Raw genomic sequence first — 18,447 nt, 5'->3', positions numbered from 1 at the left:
TCTCAATCGCGGCAACTTCACGCTTTGTTACCCGCCCATCCTCGCTCACCGGTCAAGCGGATAACAGCACCGGTGCCCAGGTCGGAGCGCTCTACTGTGTTCCCGTGCGCGTTCGAACCCAGGCAGCGGCCACCCTGCTGCCCGTCAACGGAACTCTCGCGGCGGTGCTCGTCGTTCTCCTCGTGATCGCGGCAGCGGTGACGGCGGTGTACCGCCTCTCCCCGGACGGGTCGCGCCGCCGGGCCCGGGACCTCGCGATCGCCGGTGTCCGGGCGACGGTCCAACTCGCCGTGGTGTCGCTCCTGATCGGCTGGGTGGTGCACCACGGAGCGGCGCTGCTCGCCTTCCTGCTGCTCATGCTGGCGGTGGCCACCCGCACGGCGGGCCGCCGCCTCACCCCGAACCGGACCTGGATCTGGGCGGCCCTGCCGATCGCGGCGCCGGTGACCCCGCTCGTCACGGCACTGATCGCCTGCGGCCTGCTCCCGCTCCGGGGCATCGCCGTGATCCCGGTGACCGGCATCCTCATCGGCGGCGCGCTCACCGCGACCGTGCTGGCGGGGCGCCGCGCCCTCGACGAGCTGACCGCGCGCAACGGCGAGGTGGAGGCGTGCCTGGCCCTCGGCCTGCTCCCCCACGAGGCCCGCCTCGAAATCGCCCGCCCCACCGCCTCCGACGCCCTCCTGCCCGGCCTCGACCAGACCCGGACGGTGGGCCTGGTCACGCTCCCGGGCGCCTTCGTCGGCATGCTCCTGGGCGGCGCGTCACCGGTGACCGCCGGGGCGGTGCAACTCTTCGTCCTGGTGGCGCTGCTGGCCGTACAGGCGATCGCGGTGGCGGCGACGGTGGAGCTGGTGGCGTGGGGGAGGCTCAGTCGTTCATGACGCGGATTTCTCGCGCGACAGCGACAGGTGACGTCTTCACGCCGCCGGCTCGGCGCGGCGCGCCCAGGCGTCCGCACAGCCGGCCGACGCCCGCCGCCTGCGCCGTGCCACGAGCCACTGCGCGCCCCCGGCCAGGGTCGCCACGACCCCGGAGATCGCCAGCCCGAGCAGCGCGCCGGTGAACGGCCCGCCGGCGGCGATCCCGCCCAGCAGACCCACACCTGTCGAGTACGCGGCCCAGACCGCCTCGGCGACGCCCGAGGCCACGAGGAACCGGCCCAACCGAACGTCGACCAGCCCGGCCGCCACCGCGCCGACGAACCGCCCGGTGGGCAGAAACCGGATGCCGATGATGAACGGGATCCCGTGCCGACGCACCCGTACAGAAGCCCAATCGAGCAGCACGGCACGTCGCCGCTTGCGTCGCAGCCGACGCACCACCGGCCCACCGAACCGCCGCGTCGACCGGTACACCAGCAGGTCCCCGAGGATGGCGGCGCCCGACACCACCAGCAGCACGAGGGCGAGTTGGAGTCGGCCGTCGGCCGCCATGGCCCCGGCACTGACGAGCAGCCACGAATTGGGCACCAGCGGAGGCACGACGCACAGAACAAGCAAGCCGTAAATCAAATAGTCGGGCATACCTACAGGTAACGGGGCGAAGATGAACAAAACCAGAGGAGTTGACGTATCTCGGGGAAACCTCTGGGAGCCCCCTAAGGGGCGCCGCGTACAGTCTCCCCGCCGAGCGGACCAACGCCCAACTTCGCCCAAGGTCACCACGATGCCCGCTGCGTTCGCGCCGCACGCTGGGGCGGCCACCCGTATCCGGGGTGGGGCTATCCCCCGGCGGCCTCGTACTCGTGCGCGCGCCCGCCGCGCCACTGAATGATCGGCGAGTCCCCGGACACCAGCTGATCGGCGTCGTCGAGCCCGGACCGACGCAGGAACTCGACCAGGTCGTGGTCGTCACGGGCCAGACCGACGTCCACACCGCCGACCGTGACCCTGCGCCCTCCGTTCGGCGCCGACGGCCGGTGCACGACTATCTCCGGCGCCATACACCCACCACGCCACCACACCCCGTCGACCGACGGGCCAGACGCGGCGTCACGCCCGCCCCCGCGCCCGCCGGCGCAGCTCCGCCTTCTGCGTCGGAGTGAGCTTCTCGCCCGCCAGCACCCGGGACAGATACAGCAGACGCCGCCGCAGAGCGGTACGCCCAGGCCTATCGGCAAGCTGCCGATAGGTCGCGTCCCACTCCCGCTGTGTCTGCACGAGGTCCTCAGTGATCGTGTTCCGCATGAGACAGATTAGATCGCGTGTTCGATTTCCAACGCAAGCTGACACGCGAGACGCACGAGGCGCGTGTCGCCCACCGGCCCCCGGACCTCAGGGCATGCCGGTGAGCGGCCAGGGGTTCGGGGCGTCGCGCCGCACCGCCGCGCGAATGTGGACCATGGCCAGGATGGCGCTCATGTGGGTCTTACGTGGTCCTTGCAGAACCAGAGGGCGTTCTCGGGATGCCCCACGTGGTCGAGCGGTGGCGCTGTCGCGCGGAAGTACACGAGCGTGAATGTCTCGTAGTCGTGGTCCCTGGGGGACGCGCGGCAGATCTCGCAGCACGGGGGCAGCACAGCCGGTCAACTCCACTCCGCCGAACGAATCCTGAAGGCGATCCTAGGTTCGTACCGACCCCCAACGGACGTCATGAGAGCGGAGGTTGACGTCCCCTCAGGTCACCCCCACGCGCGCGTGACCAATGCGTTTGCTCCGCGTTGTCTCGATCATGAACCTTCGTCGCATCACCACTGCGCTCGGCACCATGGCAGCGGCGGCTCTTGTCGCCCTGTCCGTTCCCACCTCCGCCTTCGCCGCCGAGGGCATCCTCACAGTCAACGGCGTGTCGTACGAGAACCCGAGCGGCTGCTACCCGGTGGACTGGTTCCCTTCCTCCGTCACCAACAACACCAATGCGATCGCGGAAGTGCGCTCGGGCCCCGGCTGCACCGGTCAGGTCCAGTGGCTGGTGTACCCCGGCGAGACGTACAACACCGAGACCGCACAGAGCGTCTTCATCCTCTGAGCCCAGGCAGGAGCCAGAGCCGGGGCGCGGTCACATCGTTGTCACCGCCCCGGCAGTAGTTCGTCCGTCAGCGGCGGAACTCACCGGTTCCCACTGACGAGCGTGCAGCGTGCGGATGCGACACCACCTTCGGAGCCAGTCCGCCCTCTGGCCAATAACCCCGAACGCGGCTTTGACTTGCCCGAACACGGCAACGGTCACGTGAAGGGACAGGGACGTGCGCGCACGGGGCATCAACTACGACACAGGGTTCCTCCCAGGGGAACAACTCTCCCGCAAGAGCTTCACCCCTGAGGCTGTCCGGCACGACATGGCGGTGATCGCCGAGGAACTGCATTGTGACGCCGTTCGTATCTCCGGGCGAGAACCGGAACGGTTGAGCATCGCTGCCCGACACGCCGCAGACGCAGGCCTTGAGGTCTGGTTCGCCCCCTTTCCCGTGGACCTCCCCCGCGACCAGTTGCTCCCGTTCTTCGCCGACTGCGCCGCTCGGGCCGAAGCCGTACGGGCCGCCGGCGCCGATGTGGTGTTCGTCGCCGGTTGCGAGATCAGCGCGTTCTGCGGCGGTTTCCTCCCGGGCGACACCTACGGCGACCGTATGGAGGCCATGGCATCCGCCGACATGGCATGGTGGTCCTCCCTCGGGCCGGTGCAAGAACGACTCAACGAATTTCTCTTCCAGGTCGCCGCGAGTGTCCGGACGCACTTCAGCGGACAGGTCACCTACGCCTCGGCGCCCTGGGAGTTCGTCGACTGGAGTGCGTTCGACCTCGTCGGCATCGATGCCTACCGGGCCGCCTACAACGCCGAGACCTTCCGGGACGAGCTGCGTGGGCACCTCGCCCACGGCAAGCCCGTAGCGGTGACCGAGTACGGAACCTGTGCCTACCAAGGCGCGGGAGAACGTGGCGGCATGGCCTGGCAGGTGCCGCACGGCGCAGTCCCGGACGAGGACGAGCAGGCCCGCTACCTCACCGAACTGCTGGACATCTTCGAAGAGGAAGGCGTGGACACCGCACTCTGGTTCACTTTCGCCGCTTACAGCAGGCGCGGGGAGCACGACCTTGGCTCCTACGGCGTCGTCCGGATGCTCGACGAGAGGCGCTGGGAACCGAAGAAGGTGTTCCACACGATGGCAGCCAGATACCAACGCAGCTGATCCGCAAAGACCTCCGGCCCCTGGCTACGTATGATCACGCCACATCAAACAAGGGGTGGGATGCATGGTGTGGAGTGCGCGAAGACACGCAGGAAGCCGCGGGGCGTTGGCAGTTGCAGCGGCGGCGGTGTTGCTGCTGGGTGGGTGCGGGTCCGGGAGCGGCTCGGGCAGCGAGCCGGCCGCAAAGCCGGTGGACACGTTGCAGGCCCGTCAGGCGAAAACGGCCCTGCCGGACAAGTCGTCGCTGCCAGGCTGGACGCAAGTCGGTGCACGCCGTGTCGATACAGACGTCTACATGTGCCAGGTCGTGGCCGGCGACGCTTGCAAAGGCGTGGTTGCCACTGGAACGGCGAACTTCGTACGCGGACCGAAGCGCACCGACAAGTGGCTCCGGTACAGCTTCAACGTCTATTCCTGCCGCACTGAGGACCATGCCCGGCGTATGTACGAGGCGCTGCCCGACTACGCCGCGCGTCCCGGCAGCAAGAAGATCTCTTCGCTCGGAGACGAAAGCGCAGCGTCCAGCGACGTGCTGAAGGGGGAACACCCCCTCGTGAGCTTCCACGACAAGGTGCGTGTGGGCAGGACCGTCATATGGACGTACGCCATGGGCACCGAGAAGGCAGTCACGGGCGAGCGGGCCGAGATGGCGGCCAAGCTCCAGGCCGATCGGGTGCAGCAGGCGCACCGAGGGCTGAAGCCGACGGCGCACGTTGATGTGCCTTGACGCCCGGCCGCTCCCGCCAGAGCGTGTTCGCTGAGGGCCTTCCCGGCACGAAGCGCCCCTCAACGTGCCGAGGGGCGCTTCACACGGCAAAGGGGCAGGGGCAGCCACGGCTCCGTGGCGGCGTACGCTCCGAACCATGACCATTTACGACGCAGTTCAGATGGACAACCTTCAGGGCGGCTCCGCCGACCTCTCCCAGTACCAGGGCAAGGCCGTCCTGATCGTCAACGTTGCTTCGAAGTGCGGGCTCACGCCGCAGTACACCGCTCTGGAGGAGCTCCAGAAGCAGTACGCGGACCGTGGCTTCACCGTCCTCGGCGTGCCCTGCAACCAGTTCATGGGGCAGGAGCCCGGTACCGCCGACGAGATCACCAAGTTCTGCTCGGCCACGTACGGCGTCACGTTCCCCATGACGGAGAAGGTCGACGTCAACGGCGAGGAGCGGCACCCGTTGTACGCGAACCTCGTCGACATGGCGGACGCCGAGGGTCACACCGGTGATGTTCGTTGGAACTTCGAGAAGTTCCTCGTCGGGCGCTCCGGCGACGTCGTCGCCCGCTTCTCGCCGCAGACGACGCCGGACGCCCCGGAGGTCGTGGCCGCCATCGAGCGGGAGCTCTCGACGGAGAGCTGAGGATCGGGGGCGGGTGGCGGGCGCGCCCGGCGCTCCGCCCCGCTGCGCCTCCGCTCCCCCCGTAGCACCATGGCTACATGCTGTTCGCCCGGCTCGCTCAGGTGTCACAGGACGTCGCCGCCGCCTCCGCGCGGTCGCGGAAGATCGCGTTGCTCGCCGAGTTGTTCCGGGATGCCGATCCGGACGACGTGCCTATCGTCATTCCGTATCTGGCGGGGCGGCTGCCCCAGGGGCGGCTCGGGGTCGGGTGGCGGGTGCTGAGCGAGCGGGTCGACGCGGCGCCGGAGCCGCGGCTGAGCGTCCAGGATGTCGATGCCCTGATGACCGAGCTCGGGGATGTGTCCGGCGCCGGGTCGCAGGCCGAGCGGAAGCGTCTTGTTGGCGAGCTGATGGGGGCCGCGACCGAGGGCGAGCAGCGGTTTCTGTTCGGGCTCGTGACCGGTGAGGTGCGGCAGGGCGCCCTGGATGCCGTCGCGGCCGAGGGGCTTGCGCAGGCGACGGGCGCCGCCCCCGCCGACGTACGGCGTGCCGTGATGCTGGCGGGTGGGCTGCAGGACGTCGCGCAGGCGCTGCTCGCCCGCGGGCCAGAGGCGCTCGACGACTTCCGGCTCACGGTCGGCCGGCCCGTGCTGCCGATGCTCGCGCACAGCGCCGGTGGCGTCGGCGAGGCGCTCGACAAGTTGGGCGCCTGCGCCGTGGAGGAGAAGCTCGACGGCATTCGCGTACAGGTTCATCGGGACGGCGATGTCGTACGGGTCTATACGCGCACGCTAGACGACATCACCGATCGGCTTCCCGAAGTGACCGACGCCGTACGGGAGTTCCCCGGTGAGCGGTTCATTCTCGACGGGGAGGTCATCGCGCTCGGTGAAGACGGGCGGCCGCGGGCGTTCCAGGATGTCGCGGGGCGGGTCGGGTCGCGGGTCGACGTCGCGCGGGCGGCGGAGGCGCTGCCGGTCTCCCCCGTGTTCTTCGATGTGCTGTACGTCGACGGGCGGGATCTGCTGGACCTGCCGTTCGCCGGGCGGCACGAGCAGCTGGCCCGGCTCGCGCCGGAGGCGATGCGGGTGCGGCGCTTCCTCGTGGAGGATGCCAGCGATGCCGAACAGCGGGGCGCCGCCGAGGCGTTCTTCGCCGACACCCTCGCGCGCGGTCACGAAGGCGTCGTACTCAAAGGGCTGGAGGCGCCGTACAGCGCGGGCCGCCGCGGCGCGTCCTGGGTGAAGGTCAAGCCTGTGCACACGCTGGACCTGGTCGTGCTCGCCGCCGAGTGGGGGCACGGGCGGCGCACCGGAAAGCTGTCCAACCTGCATCTGGGCGCGCGCCGCGCCGACGGTACGTACGCAATGCTCGGCAAGACGTTCAAGGGGCTCACCGACGCGCTGCTGACCTGGCAGACGGAGCGGCTGCTCGCGTCGGCCGTCAGTGACGACGGTCATGTCGTGACCGTGCGGCCCGAGTTGGTCGTGGAGATCGCCTACGACGGGTTGCAGCGCTCGACGCGATACCCGGCGGGCGTGACGCTCCGCTTCGCGCGCGTGGTGCGGTATCGGGAGGACAAGTCGGCCGGGGAGGCGGACACGGTGGAGGCGGTGCTCGCCGCGCATCCGTCGTTCGACGCGTGACCGTGTCGATGCCCGAACGCTTAGCTGTATGACGCTGTATGGCCTCCCCGTGCATGACCTCCCCGTGTACGACCTCCCTGTGTACGACCTCCCCGCTGCTTGGCCTCGCTTGGTCCTGTATGGCTTCGAATGTCCTTTTCCATGCCTGACCGTTTTTTTGCCAAAGCTTGGCGCGTATAGGGTGACGGTCATCCAACTAAAGTTGCATCTGCCACCTATTGGCCGCCGGGACAGCGGCCACGCACGGACAAGGGGAGAGACGTGCCCGCTTCACGCCTGAGCAGGACACCATTGCCGGGGATCGGCTACCGCTATGACCTCACGACCCGCGAGCAGCGTCAGCTGTCGGTCGTCGCCCACCGGGACGGGGGCCGGACCCTCAGCGCGTACCGGGCGGACGACCCGGACGCCTGCGACCTGTCGCTGAAGCTGACGTCGGGGGAAGCGGCGTATCTCATCGACGCGTTGACGCCGTCGCACCACAGCCCGAACCTGCTGCACACCACCGATCTGGGACTTGTCGCCGAGCGCATCGAGGTGCCGGGCACCTCGATCTGGAACGGGCGGCTGCTCGGCGAGACGAAGATGCGCACCGATACCGGCGCGTCGATCGTGGCCGTGTTGCGCCGCGCCGACGCGATCCCGTCGCCGACGCCGGACTTCCGGCTCGCGGGCGGCGACACGGTCATCGTCATCGGTACGCGCGAGGGCGTCGACGCGGCGGCCACGATTCTGGGGCGGGAGTGACCGTATGCACAGTGCTCTGTTTCTGATCGAATTCGGTGCCATCACTCTGGCGCTCGGGCTGCTCGGGCGGCTCGCGGGACGGCTGCGGTTCTCGCCGATCCCGCTGTATCTCCTGGCAGGGCTCGCGTTCGGCGAGGGCGGCCTGCTGCCGCTCGGCGCCAGCGAGGAGTTCGTCGCCATCGGCTCCGAAATAGGCGTGATCCTGCTGCTGTTGATGCTCGGCCTCGAGTACACGGCCAGCGATCTCGTCACCAATCTGAAGACGCAGTACCCGGCCGGCCTCGTCGACATGACGTTCAACGCGCTGCCCGGTGCCGTCGCCGCGCTGCTCATGGGCTGGGGTCCGGTGGCGGCCGTGGTGCTCGCCGGTGTCACCTGGATCTCGTCGTCCGGCGTGATCGCCAAGGTGCTCGGTGACCTCGGCCGGCTCGGCAACCGAGAGACGCCGGTGATCCTCAGCATTCTGGTGCTCGAGGACCTGGCGATGGCCGTGTATCTGCCCATCATCACCGCGCTGCTCGCCGGTGTCGGCTGGGCGGCCGGCGGGCTCACGCTCGCCATCGCGCTCGGCGCCGCCGGTCTGGTGCTGTTCATCGCGGTGCGGTTCGGGCGGCACATCTCGAAGTTCGTGTCGAGCGACGACCCGGAGAAGCTGCTTCTTGTGGTGCTCGGTCTGACCATCCTGGTCGCGGGCCTCGCGCAGCAGCTCCAGGTGTCCGCGGCCGTGGGCGCGTTCCTCGTGGGCATCGCGCTGTCCGGTGAGGTCGCCGAGAACACGCATACGCTGCTGTCCCCGTTGCGAGACCTGTTCGCGGCCGTCTTCTTCGTCTTCTTCGGCCTGCACACCGACCCCGCGAGCATTCCGCCGGTGCTGCTGCCCGCGCTGCTGCTCGCCGTGGTCACGGCCTGCACGAAGATCGCGACGGGGTACTGGGCGGCGCGGCGCGCCGGGATCTCCGTCAAGGGACGCTGGCGGGCCGGTGGCGCGCTGGTGGCGCGCGGCGAGTTCTCCATCGTGATCGCCGGCCTCGCCGTCACCTCGGGTATCGAGCCTCGGCTCGGCCCGCTGGCCACGGCGTACGTGCTGATCCTGGTGATCGTGGGCCCGCTGACCGCGCGGTTCGTCCAGCCTCTCGCGCAGCGGCTGTTCCCGCAGCGCGCGGCGGCGGGCGTCGGCGCGATTCCCGAGCCGCGTGCGGCCGAGCAGCCCGCCCAGGGCGACGCGAAGCCGGACGAGCAGCCGGACGCGAAGCCCGGCGACAAGCCGGCCGTTCTGGACGAGCACAGCCACTGACGATCAGCCGCTGAGCCTCGGCACACACTGCTGAGCCTCAGCACACACCGCTGAACCTCGGCACACACCGCTGAATCCCGGAACCCGACGGGGCCGTTCTCCCTCCATGGAGAACGGCCCCGTTCTCTCTCCAGTCGCCTGCCATGACCAGGGCGCTTAGCGTGGTGGGCGAAGTCGATCGGGGGGTCCGGTGGTTTGGAGGCCACGATGGATCGCTCGCCCGACCCCGCCCAGACAGACGCCGAACCCGGCATACGCAGCTCCCCTCCCGACGGCGGCTCCGTGCCGTACGCGGGCGGGGGCAGGCACGAGCACCGGTGGCTGATCCTCGCCGTGATCGGCCTGGCGCAACTGATGGTCGTCCTCGACGCCACCATCGTGAACATCGCGCTGCCGTCGGCCCAGCAGGACCTCGGGTTCTCCGACGGCAACCGGCAGTGGATCGTCACCGCGTACTCCTTGGCGTTCGGCAGCCTGTTGCTGCTCGGCGGGCGGATCGCCGACCTCGTCGGCCGCAAGGCGGTCTTCCTCACGGGCCTGATCGGGTTCGCGGTGGCCTCCGCGCTGGGTGGTGCGGCGACCAGCTTCGAGATGCTGGTCGCGGCGCGCGCCCTGCAGGGCGCGTTCGGCGCGCTGCTCGCACCGGCCGCGCTCTCCCTGCTGACGACGACGTTCACCGATCCCAAGGAGCGGGCCAAGGCCTTCGGCATCTACGGCGCCATCGCCGGTGCGGGCGGCGCGGTCGGGCTGCTGCTCGGCGGTGTGCTGACCGAGTATCTGGACTGGCGCTGGTGCCTGTTCGTGAACCTGGCCTTCGCCGCCTTCGCGTTCCTGGGCGGCCTGCGGCTGCTGCACGGCGGGCGTCCCGCGGACCGGCCGAAGCTGGACGTGCCGGGCACGATCCTGGTGTCGGCGGGCCTGTTCTGCATCGTGTACGGGTTCTCCAACGCCGAGACGCACGACTGGAGCTCGTTCGCGACCTGGGGCTTCCTGGTGATCGGCGCGCTCCTGCTGGCGGCGTTCGCCTGGTTCGAGACGCGGGCCGCGCATCCGCTGCTGCCGCTGCGCGTGCCTCTCGACCGGGACCGCGGCGCGTCGTACCTGGCGATGTTCATCGCCGGTGCGGGCATGTTCGGCGTGTTCCTGTTCCTGACGTACTACCTGCAGCAGATCCTGGAGTTCTCGCCGGTGCAGACGGGTGTGGCGTTCCTGCCGATGGTCGCCTGCATGATCTTCTCGTCGATGGTCACGCAGAACTCCCTCGCGCCGAAGTTCGGACCGAAGCCGATCGTTCCGCTGGGCATGGCCCTGGCGGTGGGGGCGATGATCTGGCTGACCTTCCTCGACATCGACAGCACGTACGCCGGCCATGTGCTGCCGCCCACGATGGTGATGGGCCTCGGCATGGGCATGATCTTCGCCACGGCCATGAACCTCGCCACGTCCGGCATCGCGACGCACGACGCGGGTGTCGCCTCCGCGATGGTCAACACCAGTCAGCAGGTGGGCGGTTCGATCGGCACGGCGCTGCTGAACACGCTGGCCACGACCGCCGCGACCAGTTACCTCGTCGGCAAGCGGCCCACGCCGCTGGTGCGGGCGCAGGCCGCGATCGAGAGCTATTCGACCGCCTACTGGTGGTCGGCCGCGTTCTTCGGCGTCGGCTTCATCGTGACGCTGCTTCTGTACCGGCCGGGGGCACCGAAGGTGATGTCCGGCGAAGGAGCCACGCACATGTGAGGCGGGCGTGCGGTTCGCGCGGCCCATTCAGGGGGCATACCCCCTGAGCACAGTCCGCCCCGCAGACAAGTGGCAGGGCGGGAGGCTGCGCCGCGCGGGGCGGACGAGACAGGGGCGAGGGAGCCGTCATGCGTGGCGTGCCGTACGAGGCGTACCAGGTGGACAGCGAGCGGCTGGCGACGGCGTTCGTGGAAGTGGCCGAAGCCGCCGTACGGGGTGGTGCACAGGCCCTCGGCGCGCTCGTCGGCAACTGTGTGTCGCTGCTCGACGTGGCGTCGGCGGTGGCGGTGCTGAATCCGCCCGCGGCCCGGATCGAGGTCGCGGCGTCCGACCCGCGCGGCCTGCGTCTGGAGCGGGCCTCGCTGACCTGGGGCGAGGGTCCCGGTCTGGACTGCCGCAGCTCCGCCACGGCCATCAGCGGCGTCCCGCTCGCGCATCCCTACGCGCGCGCCAACTGGCCGTCGTACACGGCGATGGCGCGCAGTCTGGGCTTCGCGTGCGTGGTGGCGGTGCCGCTGCGGGCCTCGGACCGGGCGGTGGGCTCGCTGAGTCTGCTGTCGGAGCTCTCGGGTCCGATCGGGCCGCTGCGGTTGCGTCTGGGGCAGCATCTCGCGGACGCGACGGCGTTGGGGGTCGTGCCGCGGGGGCGGGCCTGAGCGAGCGCCTGCCGCGTCTCCTGCTCTCCTCGCGCTGCTCCCCCGTGGACGTGGCCTGGGGGATTTCCCCCAGGCAGGTCGGAGGACAACCTCGTTCCGGCGGATCGTCCCGGTTCCTAGCGTGGATGTCACACGAAGGACGCGACGGCAGAGCGCGCGGGCAGAGGGAGTCGTGATGATCGAGGCCAGGGGTCTCACTAAGCGGTACGGCGAGACGGTCGCCGTGGAGGACCTGAGCTTTCGGGTGCGGCCCGGGAGCGTCACGGGCTTCCTCGGGCCGAACGGGTCGGGGAAGTCCACGACCATGCGCATGATCATGGGCCTCGACAGGCCGGACGCCGGGCACGCCACGATCGACGGCCGCCCGTACGCCGAGCTGGACTGGCCGCTGCGCCGGGTCGGCGCGCTCCTTGAGGCCCGTACGTTCCACCCGGGCCGCAGCGCGCGCAGCCATCTCGCGGCGCTCGCGGCGGGCGGCGGCATCGAATCGGCGCGGGTGGACACGGTCCTGGAGAGGGTCGGTCTGGCGTCGGTCGCGCACAGGCGGGCGGGTTCCTTCTCGCTCGGCATGGCACAGCGCCTCGGGATCGCGTCGGCGCTCCTGGGCGACCCGGCGGTGCTGCTGTTCGACGAGCCGGTGAACGGCCTGGATCCCGAAGGCGTCCGCTGGATAAGGGAGTTGCTGCGCTCGCTGGCCGCCGAGGGACGTACGGTCCTGCTGTCGAGCCATCTGATCAGCGAGATGGCCCTGACCGCCGACCATCTCCTGGTGATCGGCCAGGGCAGGCTGCTCGCGGACACCTCGGTCGCCGAACTCACGGCGGGCGGGCGGTCGTTGGAGGAGTCGTTCTTCGCGCTCACCGGGGGCGCGGCCGTGTACCAGGCAGGAGGAGCCCGATGAGCGCCACGACGTACGCGCCCGCCCTGGCGGGGCACTACGGCTTCCGGCAGGCCGCGCGGATGGAGTGGATCAAGCTGCGGAGCCTGCGGTCGACGATGTACGCGCTACTCCTCACCGTGGCCGGCATGATCGCCATGGGGATCGTGACGATGGCCAACACCAAGGCACCGCAGGGCGCTTCGCGGGTGGCGTCCTTCGACCCGACCAACAATGTCCTGGCGGGTGTGGCCCTCGGGCAGCTCATCATCGGTGTGCTGGGCGTCCTCGCGATATCCGGCGAGTACTCATCGGGGACGATCCGCTCGACGCTGGCCGCGGTGCCGGACCGGCGGCTCGCGCTGGCGGCCAAGGCCGCGGTGTTCGGCGCACTCGCGCTGGTCATCGGCGAGGTGGTCACGTTCGTGACGTTCCTCGCGGGGACCGCGGCGCTCTCCCCGGGTGTGCCCCGCCCCTCGCTCGGTGACCCGGCTGTGCTGCGCGCCGTGCTCATGTCGGGCGCGTATCTGGCGATGGTCGGCCTGATGGGCCTCGGGATCGGCGCGATCACCCGGCACACGGCGAGCGCGATAGGTGTCCTGGTCGGCATCACGTATGTGCTGCCCGCGCTCCTGGCCGGGACGACGGGGACGACGGTCGCGAAGTTCTTCCCGACGATGATCGCGGGCAATTCGCTGGCGGTGACGGTGCCGGTCGACGGGATGCTGTCGCCGTGGGCCGGGTTCGGGGTGCTGTGCCTGTACACGGCGGCGTTCCTCGCCGTGGGCGACCGGCTGCTGGCGCGCCGCGATGCCTGACTTCCCCCTCGTCCGCCTGCCGAGCCTGCGGGCGGCGCTGACGGCCTGCGTGACGCGACGGGCGTGGGCGGAGGCGGCGTACTGCCTGCTGTCCTACGTCCCCGCGCTCGCGGGGTTCCTCCTCGTCGTGATCGCGCTGGCCCTGGGGTCGGCGCTGACGCTGACGGTGGTCGGGGCGGTTCTCGGCGCGGTGTTCCTGCTGGCCGCGCTCGGCCTGGCCCGCGGTCTCGGCGCGCTGCACCGGCGCCTCGCGGGCGCGCTGCTCGGCGAGCGGGTGGCGGCGCCGGGCCCGCCGTCGGCCGAGGGCGGGATGTTCGCGCGCGTGGAGGCGCGGCTGCGGGACGGGGCGGCGTGGCGGGCGGTCGCGTACGTACTGGTGAAGCTGCCGTTGGCGACGGTGGGGCTGTACGGGGTGGTGTGGTGGGTGATCGGCGCGGTGAACTTGGCGGCGCCGGTGCGGTGGGCGTTCACGCCCGGGGATCTGACGCTGGTGACACCGTTGCCGTGGGGCGGGCAGCCGCAGGTGCACTCGCTGGCCGGGGCGTTCGGCGTCGCGCTGCGGGGGCTGCTGATCGTAGTGGTCGCGCCGTGGCTGACGCGGATCGCCGTCAAGGCGGATCGCACGCTGATGCCGGCGCTGCTCGGGCCCGGTGAGCTGGCCGACCGGGTGCGGGACCTGGAGGAGAAGCGGGCGCTGGCGGTGGAGGAAGCCAATGAGCGGCTGCGCCGGATCGAGCGGGATCTGCACGACGGGGCGCAGGTCCGCCTGGTGGCGCTCGCGATGAGCCTGGACATGGTGCGCGAGCAGTTGGACGACCGGGACCGGCCGGAGTTGCATCGCATGGTGGAGGCGGCCCGGGACAACGCGACGGAGGTCCTCACGGAGCTGCGCGACCTGTCGCGGGGCCTGCATCCGCCCGCGCTCGACGGCGGGCTCGGCGATGCGCTGGGCACGCTCGCGGCGCGCAGCACGCTGCCGGTCGATGTGAGCGTGGATCTGCCGGAGCGGCCGGCGCCCGCGATGGAGAGCCTGGCCTACTTCTGCGTGGCGGAGCTGCTGGCCAACGCGATAAAGCACAGTGGGGCGCAGCGCTGCGGGGTGGAGATCGCCGCGGGGGACGGCACGTTGCGGCTGCGGGTGACGGACGACGGGAGGGGCGGCGCACGCATGGAGTCGGGTGGCGGCCTTGCGGGTCTGGTGCAGCGGGCCCGGACGGTGGACGGGACGCTGGAGGTGACGAGTCCGCAGGGCGGGCCGACAGCGGTGACGGTGTCGCTGCCGCTGCACACGTAGGCGCACACATGGGAGCACACATAGGCGCAGACTCAGGCACGGGCGGGAGCGGGCGGGAGCGGAAGGGAGGCGAGGGAGCAAGGTGAATGCGGAGAGGGCCCATGAGACGATCCCGGCCATGCGCGTAGTCATCGCCGAAGACGCCGCCGTGCTGCGGGAGTTGCTGGCTCAGATGCTGTCCATGCGGGGGCACGAGGTCGTGGCGGCGGTGAGTGACGCCGATGCGCTGCGGGCGGCCGTGGCGGAGCACCGGCCCGACGTGACGGTCATCGACATCCGGATGCCGCCGACGCACACCGACGACGGGCTGCGCGCGGCGATCGACATTCGGCGCGAGCATCCGGGGACCGGTGTGCTGCTGTTCTCGCAGTACGTGGAGACGAAGTACGCCACGCGGCTGCTCGCCGAAGGCTCGGCGGGCGTCGGGTATCTGCTCAAGGAACGGGTGGCGAACGTCGCGGAGTTCACCGACGCGCTCGCCCGGGTCGCGGCGGGCGGCACCGCGCTGGACCCGGAGGTGGTGACCCAGCTCGCCGGTGCGGGCCGGGCGACCGAGGAGCTGAGCTCACTGACGGAGCGGGAGCGGGACGTGTGGGAGCTGATGGCGGAGGGCCGGTCGAACGCGGCGATCGCCGAGTCGCTGCACGTGTCGGCGGGCACGGTCGAGAAGCACGTCGCGGCGGTCTTCGGGAAGCTGGGGCTGCCGGTGTCGGAGGATCACAATCGCCGTGTACTCGCGGTCATCCGGTTCCTGCACCGAGACTTGACGCATGGCTGACGGGACGAGGCGAATGAAGCGCAGCGCGGGTCTGCTTCTCTTCCGGCGTGCGTCGGAAGGGGTCGAGGTGCTGCTCGGGCACATGGGTGGCCCGTTCTGGGCGCGCAAGGACGCGGGCGCGTGGGGCGTGCCGAAGGGCGAGTACGAGCAGGGAGAGACGGCGTGGGAGGCGGCGCGGCGCGAGTTCCAGGAGGAGCTGGGGCTGCCGCCGCCGGAGGGGGTCGCGCTGCCGCTGGGCGAGACGGTGCAGTCCGGCGGCAAGCACGTGACCGTGTGGGCGGTGGAGGCGGATCTGGATCCGGCGGAGATGGTGCCGGGGACGTTCACGATGGAGTGGCCGCGCGGTTCCGGTCGTACGGCGGAGTTCCCCGAGCTGGACCGGGTGGCCTGGTTCGGCCTGGACTCGGCGCGGACCCGGATCGTGAAGGCGCAGGCAGTCTTCCTCGACCGGCTCGCGGCGCAGGTGTCCTGACCGGGCGTCCTGGCCATCTGGCCTCAGCGCCACGCCCTACGCGCCACGCGCCACTGTGTCGATACCCCTCTATGTTGACAGTCTTCGATCCAGGGCGCACCGTTGCATCGACAGGGGTCAATGCAAGTGGATCGATACAAGCCACTATCGACACAAGCCGCTGGGGGTACCGCCATGTCTCGTGCTCAGCTCGCCCTGCGGGTCAGCGATCTGGAAGCGTCGATCACCTTCTACTCGAAGCTGTTCGGCACCGAACCGGCCAAGCGCCGCGAGGGTTACGCCAACTTCGCCATCGCCGAACCCCCACTCAAGCTCGTCCTCATCGAGGGCAAGCCCGGGCAGGAGACCCGCCTCGACCACCTCGGCGTCGAGGTCGAGTCCGCCGACCAGGTCGGTGCGGCCACCGGCCGGCTCAAGGACGCGGGCCTCGCGACGTTCGAGGAGAACGACACCTCGTGCTGCTACGCCCTCCAGGACAAGGTGTGGGTCCACGGTCCCGGCCAGGAGCCCTGGGAGGTGTACGTGGTCAAGGCCGACGCCGACGCGCTCGGCAAGAGCGCGCAGGCCGAGGCGGGGTGCACCTGCGGGCAGTGATCCGACCGGCGGACGTCTGACGGACCTCCCCGCGGGTACCCGGCATCGCCCCGCAGCCCGCGTTGCGCACGTGCGTGGCGCGCGGGAAGGTCGAAGAAACCGCGCAGAGGAGGTCGGCAGCATGCCCATCGCGACGGTCAACCCGGCGAACGGCGAGACCCTCAAGACGTACGAGGCCCTGTCCCCGGAGGAGATCGAGCGCAGGCTCGCCCTCGCGGCGCGCGCCTTCGACTCGTACCGGACGACGACGTTCTTCGACCGGGCGAGGCTGCTGCAGCGGGCCGCGGACCTGCTGGAGGCGGATGCGCCGGACATCGCCCGCGTGATGACGACCGAGATGGGCAAGCCGGTCGCGGCGGCCCGGGCCGAGGCGTTGAAGTGCGTGAAGACGATGCGCTGGTACGCGGAGCACGCGGCGCGGCTGCTCGCGGACGAACATCCCGCGGAGTCGGATGTGAAGGACTCGGGCGCCGCGCGGGCACACGTGCGCTACCGGCCGCTCGGCCCGGTGCTCGCGGTGATGCCGTGGAACTTCCCACTGTGGCAGGTCGTACGGTTCGCGGCGCCCGCTCTCATGGCCGGGAACGTGGGCCTGCTCAAGCACGCGTCGAACGTGCCGCAGACCGCCCTCTACCTGGAGGATCTCTTCCGCCGGGCCGGCTACCCCGAGGGCTGTTTCCAGACGCTGCTCATCGGGTCCGGCGCGGTCGAGGGGATTCTGCGCGACGAGCGGGTGGTCGCGGCGACGCTCACCGGCAGCGAACCGGCCGGCCGTTCCGTGGCCTCGATCGCGGGCGACGAGGTGAAGAAGACGGTCCTGGAGCTGGGCGGCAGCGACCCGTATGTGGTGCTGCCGTCGGCGGACGTGGCGAAGGCCGCGAAGACGGCGGTCACGGCGCGCGTCCAGAACAACGGGCAGTCGTGCATCGCGGCCAAGCGGTTCATCGTGCACGAGTCGGTGTTCGAGGAGTTCCGCGAGGCGTTCGTGGCCGGCATGCGGGAGCTGCGGGTGGGCGATCCGCTCGACGAGGACACGGACGTCGGCCCGCTCTCCAGCGAGCAGGGGCGCAGTGATCTGGAGGAGCTGGTCGACGACGCCGTGGAGAGCGGCGCGACCGTGCTGTGCGGCGGGCAGCGACCCAAGGACCTCGCCGACCGGGGCTGGTTCTACGAGCCGACCGTGATCGCCGATGTGACTCCCGAGATGCGCATCCACCTGGAGGAGACGTTCGGCCCGGTGGCAACCCTGTACCGGGTAGCGGACCTGGACGAGGCGATCGCCGTCGCCAACGACACGCCCTTCGGCCTGAGTTCCAACCTGTGGACCGGTGACGAGGGCGAGATCGAGCGCTTCGCGCGCGACAGCCAGGCCGGCGGCGTCTTCGTCAACGGCATGACGGCCTCGCACCCGGCCCTCCCCTTCGGCGGCGCGAAGCGCTCCGGCTACGGACGCGAGCTGTCGGACCACGGCATCAAGGAGTTCTGCAACATCACCACGGTGTGGATCGGGGCCTGACAGCGCCACGCGGGCGGCTCACCTCGGTGGGCTGCCGCCACGTGGGCGACTCATCCCGGTGAGCTGCTGACATGTGGGCGGCTCACGCCTGCGGGCTTCCGACATGTGGGCGGCTCACCCCGGTGAGCTTCCGACACGTGGGCGGCTCACCTCGGCGGTCAGCCGAGCCCTCGCGCACAGCCCGTGCAGCAGGTCGCCCCCGGAGCTGTGTCCGACGGCGAGCAGATCGGCGACCGGTGCGGTCGGATCCGCGCCGGTCGCCGCCGCGTGCAGTACCGCCGCCACCTGTGGAATGCAGTGACCGTCGACGGCGTGCCGCAGGAGCGCGGCCGAGACCGGGGGCGTACGTGTTCCGGCCCGTTCGGCGGTGGCTACGAGGACGGGGAGCCAGGTGGGTGGCAGCGGGGAGAGGCGGGCGGCGAGCAGCAGGCCGCACAGGAAGTCGTCGCCGGAGGGGGTGGCTCCGGGGCCCAGGCCCAACAGGGCGTCGGCCGCGCGGCGCCCCGCGCTCGGGGTTCCGTGCGCGAGGGCGCGGACGAGCGCGGC

General features: G+C 70.6%; 20 protein-coding genes. 17 read left to right on the top strand and 3 right to left on the bottom strand.

Going from position 1 to position 18,447, the window contains the following annotated elements:
- Window positions 1-104: 104 nt before the first annotated feature.
- Entirely contained in the window at window positions 105-884 is a 780-nt protein-coding gene (locus tag OKJ99_RS35765) for an ABC transporter permease (protein ID WP_326022451.1), read from the top strand.
- 36 nt (window positions 885-920) lie between these two features.
- Here the strand turns inward: OKJ99_RS35765 and OKJ99_RS35760 are convergent, their stop codons facing one another.
- Together OKJ99_RS35760 and OKJ99_RS35755 are read right to left on the bottom strand one after the other, a co-directional pair.
- Window positions 921-1,484 (bottom strand): DedA family protein, encoded by a 564-nt coding sequence (locus tag OKJ99_RS35760; RefSeq protein ID WP_326022450.1) that lies wholly within the window; start codon window positions 1,482-1,484, stop codon window positions 921-923.
- Between the two features lie 239 nt (window positions 1,485-1,723).
- Complete coding sequence (locus OKJ99_RS35755; RefSeq protein WP_326022448.1) at window positions 1,724-1,945, bottom strand: hypothetical protein; 222 nt, start codon at window positions 1,943-1,945, stop codon at window positions 1,724-1,726.
- 728 nt (window positions 1,946-2,673) lie between these two features.
- Between OKJ99_RS35755 and OKJ99_RS35750 the strand changes: the two genes are divergently transcribed.
- From OKJ99_RS35750 to OKJ99_RS35675, 16 genes are all read left to right on the top strand, one after another.
- Window positions 2,674-2,970: a hypothetical protein gene (locus OKJ99_RS35750; protein ID WP_326022447.1), complete on the top strand. Its 297-nt coding sequence runs from the start codon at window positions 2,674-2,676 to the stop codon at window positions 2,968-2,970.
- A gap of 217 nt (window positions 2,971-3,187) precedes the next feature.
- The gene (locus OKJ99_RS35745; protein ID WP_326022446.1) at window positions 3,188-4,129 is read left to right on the top strand and encodes a hypothetical protein; all 942 of its coding nucleotides are present in this window, start codon (window positions 3,188-3,190) and stop codon (window positions 4,127-4,129) included.
- A 106-nt stretch (window positions 4,130-4,235) separates the two neighbouring features.
- The gene (locus OKJ99_RS35740) at window positions 4,236-4,856 is read left to right on the top strand and encodes a hypothetical protein (protein WP_326022445.1); all 621 of its coding nucleotides are present in this window, start codon (window positions 4,236-4,238) and stop codon (window positions 4,854-4,856) included.
- A gap of 136 nt (window positions 4,857-4,992) precedes the next feature.
- Complete coding sequence (locus OKJ99_RS35735) at window positions 4,993-5,490, top strand: glutathione peroxidase (protein ID WP_326022443.1); 498 nt, start codon at window positions 4,993-4,995, stop codon at window positions 5,488-5,490.
- Between the two features lie 77 nt (window positions 5,491-5,567).
- Window positions 5,568-7,115: an ATP-dependent DNA ligase gene (locus OKJ99_RS35730; RefSeq protein ID WP_326022441.1), complete on the top strand. Its 1,548-nt coding sequence runs from the start codon at window positions 5,568-5,570 to the stop codon at window positions 7,113-7,115.
- A 261-nt stretch (window positions 7,116-7,376) separates the two neighbouring features.
- The gene (locus OKJ99_RS35725) at window positions 7,377-7,862 is read left to right on the top strand and encodes a cation:proton antiporter regulatory subunit (protein WP_326022440.1); all 486 of its coding nucleotides are present in this window, start codon (window positions 7,377-7,379) and stop codon (window positions 7,860-7,862) included.
- 4 nt (window positions 7,863-7,866) lie between these two features.
- Entirely contained in the window at window positions 7,867-9,156 is a 1,290-nt protein-coding gene (locus OKJ99_RS35720; RefSeq protein WP_326022439.1) for a cation:proton antiporter, read from the top strand.
- A 207-nt stretch (window positions 9,157-9,363) separates the two neighbouring features.
- Window positions 9,364-10,896: an MFS transporter gene (locus OKJ99_RS35715; protein WP_326022438.1), complete on the top strand. Its 1,533-nt coding sequence runs from the start codon at window positions 9,364-9,366 to the stop codon at window positions 10,894-10,896.
- 128 nt (window positions 10,897-11,024) lie between these two features.
- Window positions 11,025-11,552, top strand: coding sequence for a hypothetical protein (locus OKJ99_RS35710; protein ID WP_326022437.1), 528 nt, complete (start codon window positions 11,025-11,027; stop codon window positions 11,550-11,552).
- Between the two features lie 175 nt (window positions 11,553-11,727).
- Window positions 11,728-12,453: an ABC transporter ATP-binding protein gene (locus tag OKJ99_RS35705; protein ID WP_407700827.1), complete on the top strand. Its 726-nt coding sequence runs from the start codon at window positions 11,728-11,730 to the stop codon at window positions 12,451-12,453.
- Complete coding sequence (locus OKJ99_RS35700) at window positions 12,450-13,247, top strand: ABC transporter permease (RefSeq protein ID WP_326022436.1); 798 nt, start codon at window positions 12,450-12,452, stop codon at window positions 13,245-13,247. Before OKJ99_RS35705 ends, OKJ99_RS35700 begins: the two co-directional genes overlap by 4 nt.
- Entirely contained in the window at window positions 13,240-14,541 is a 1,302-nt protein-coding gene (locus OKJ99_RS35695) for a sensor histidine kinase (RefSeq protein WP_326022435.1), read from the top strand. The genes OKJ99_RS35700 and OKJ99_RS35695 overlap by 8 nt, the downstream gene beginning before the upstream one ends.
- Window positions 14,542-14,659: 118 nt before the next feature.
- Entirely contained in the window at window positions 14,660-15,319 is a 660-nt protein-coding gene (locus OKJ99_RS35690; protein ID WP_326022434.1) for a response regulator transcription factor, read from the top strand.
- A gap of 13 nt (window positions 15,320-15,332) precedes the next feature.
- Entirely contained in the window at window positions 15,333-15,791 is a 459-nt protein-coding gene (locus OKJ99_RS35685) for an NUDIX domain-containing protein (protein ID WP_326022488.1), read from the top strand.
- A 174-nt stretch (window positions 15,792-15,965) separates the two neighbouring features.
- A complete protein-coding gene (locus OKJ99_RS35680; RefSeq protein ID WP_326022433.1) occupies window positions 15,966-16,385 on the top strand; it encodes an ArsI/CadI family heavy metal resistance metalloenzyme in 420 nt (139 codons plus the stop codon).
- A 121-nt stretch (window positions 16,386-16,506) separates the two neighbouring features.
- Window positions 16,507-17,901: an NADP-dependent succinic semialdehyde dehydrogenase gene (locus OKJ99_RS35675; RefSeq protein ID WP_326022432.1), complete on the top strand. Its 1,395-nt coding sequence runs from the start codon at window positions 16,507-16,509 to the stop codon at window positions 17,899-17,901.
- Window positions 17,902-18,015: 114 nt separating this feature from the next.
- On the opposite strand, the gene OKJ99_RS35670 is transcribed toward OKJ99_RS35675, so the two are convergent.
- Window positions 18,016-18,447 (bottom strand): DUF2877 domain-containing protein (locus tag OKJ99_RS35670; RefSeq protein WP_326022431.1); only part of this gene is annotated, 432 nt, incomplete at its 5' end.

This window comes from Streptomyces endophyticus, from assembly GCF_035798155.1.
GTDB classification, from domain to species: Bacteria; Actinomycetota; Actinomycetes; order Streptomycetales; family Streptomycetaceae; genus Streptomyces; species Streptomyces endophyticus.
The sequence above is the reverse complement of the archived record's forward strand: the minus strand, read 5'-3'. Positions and strand labels throughout refer to the sequence as shown.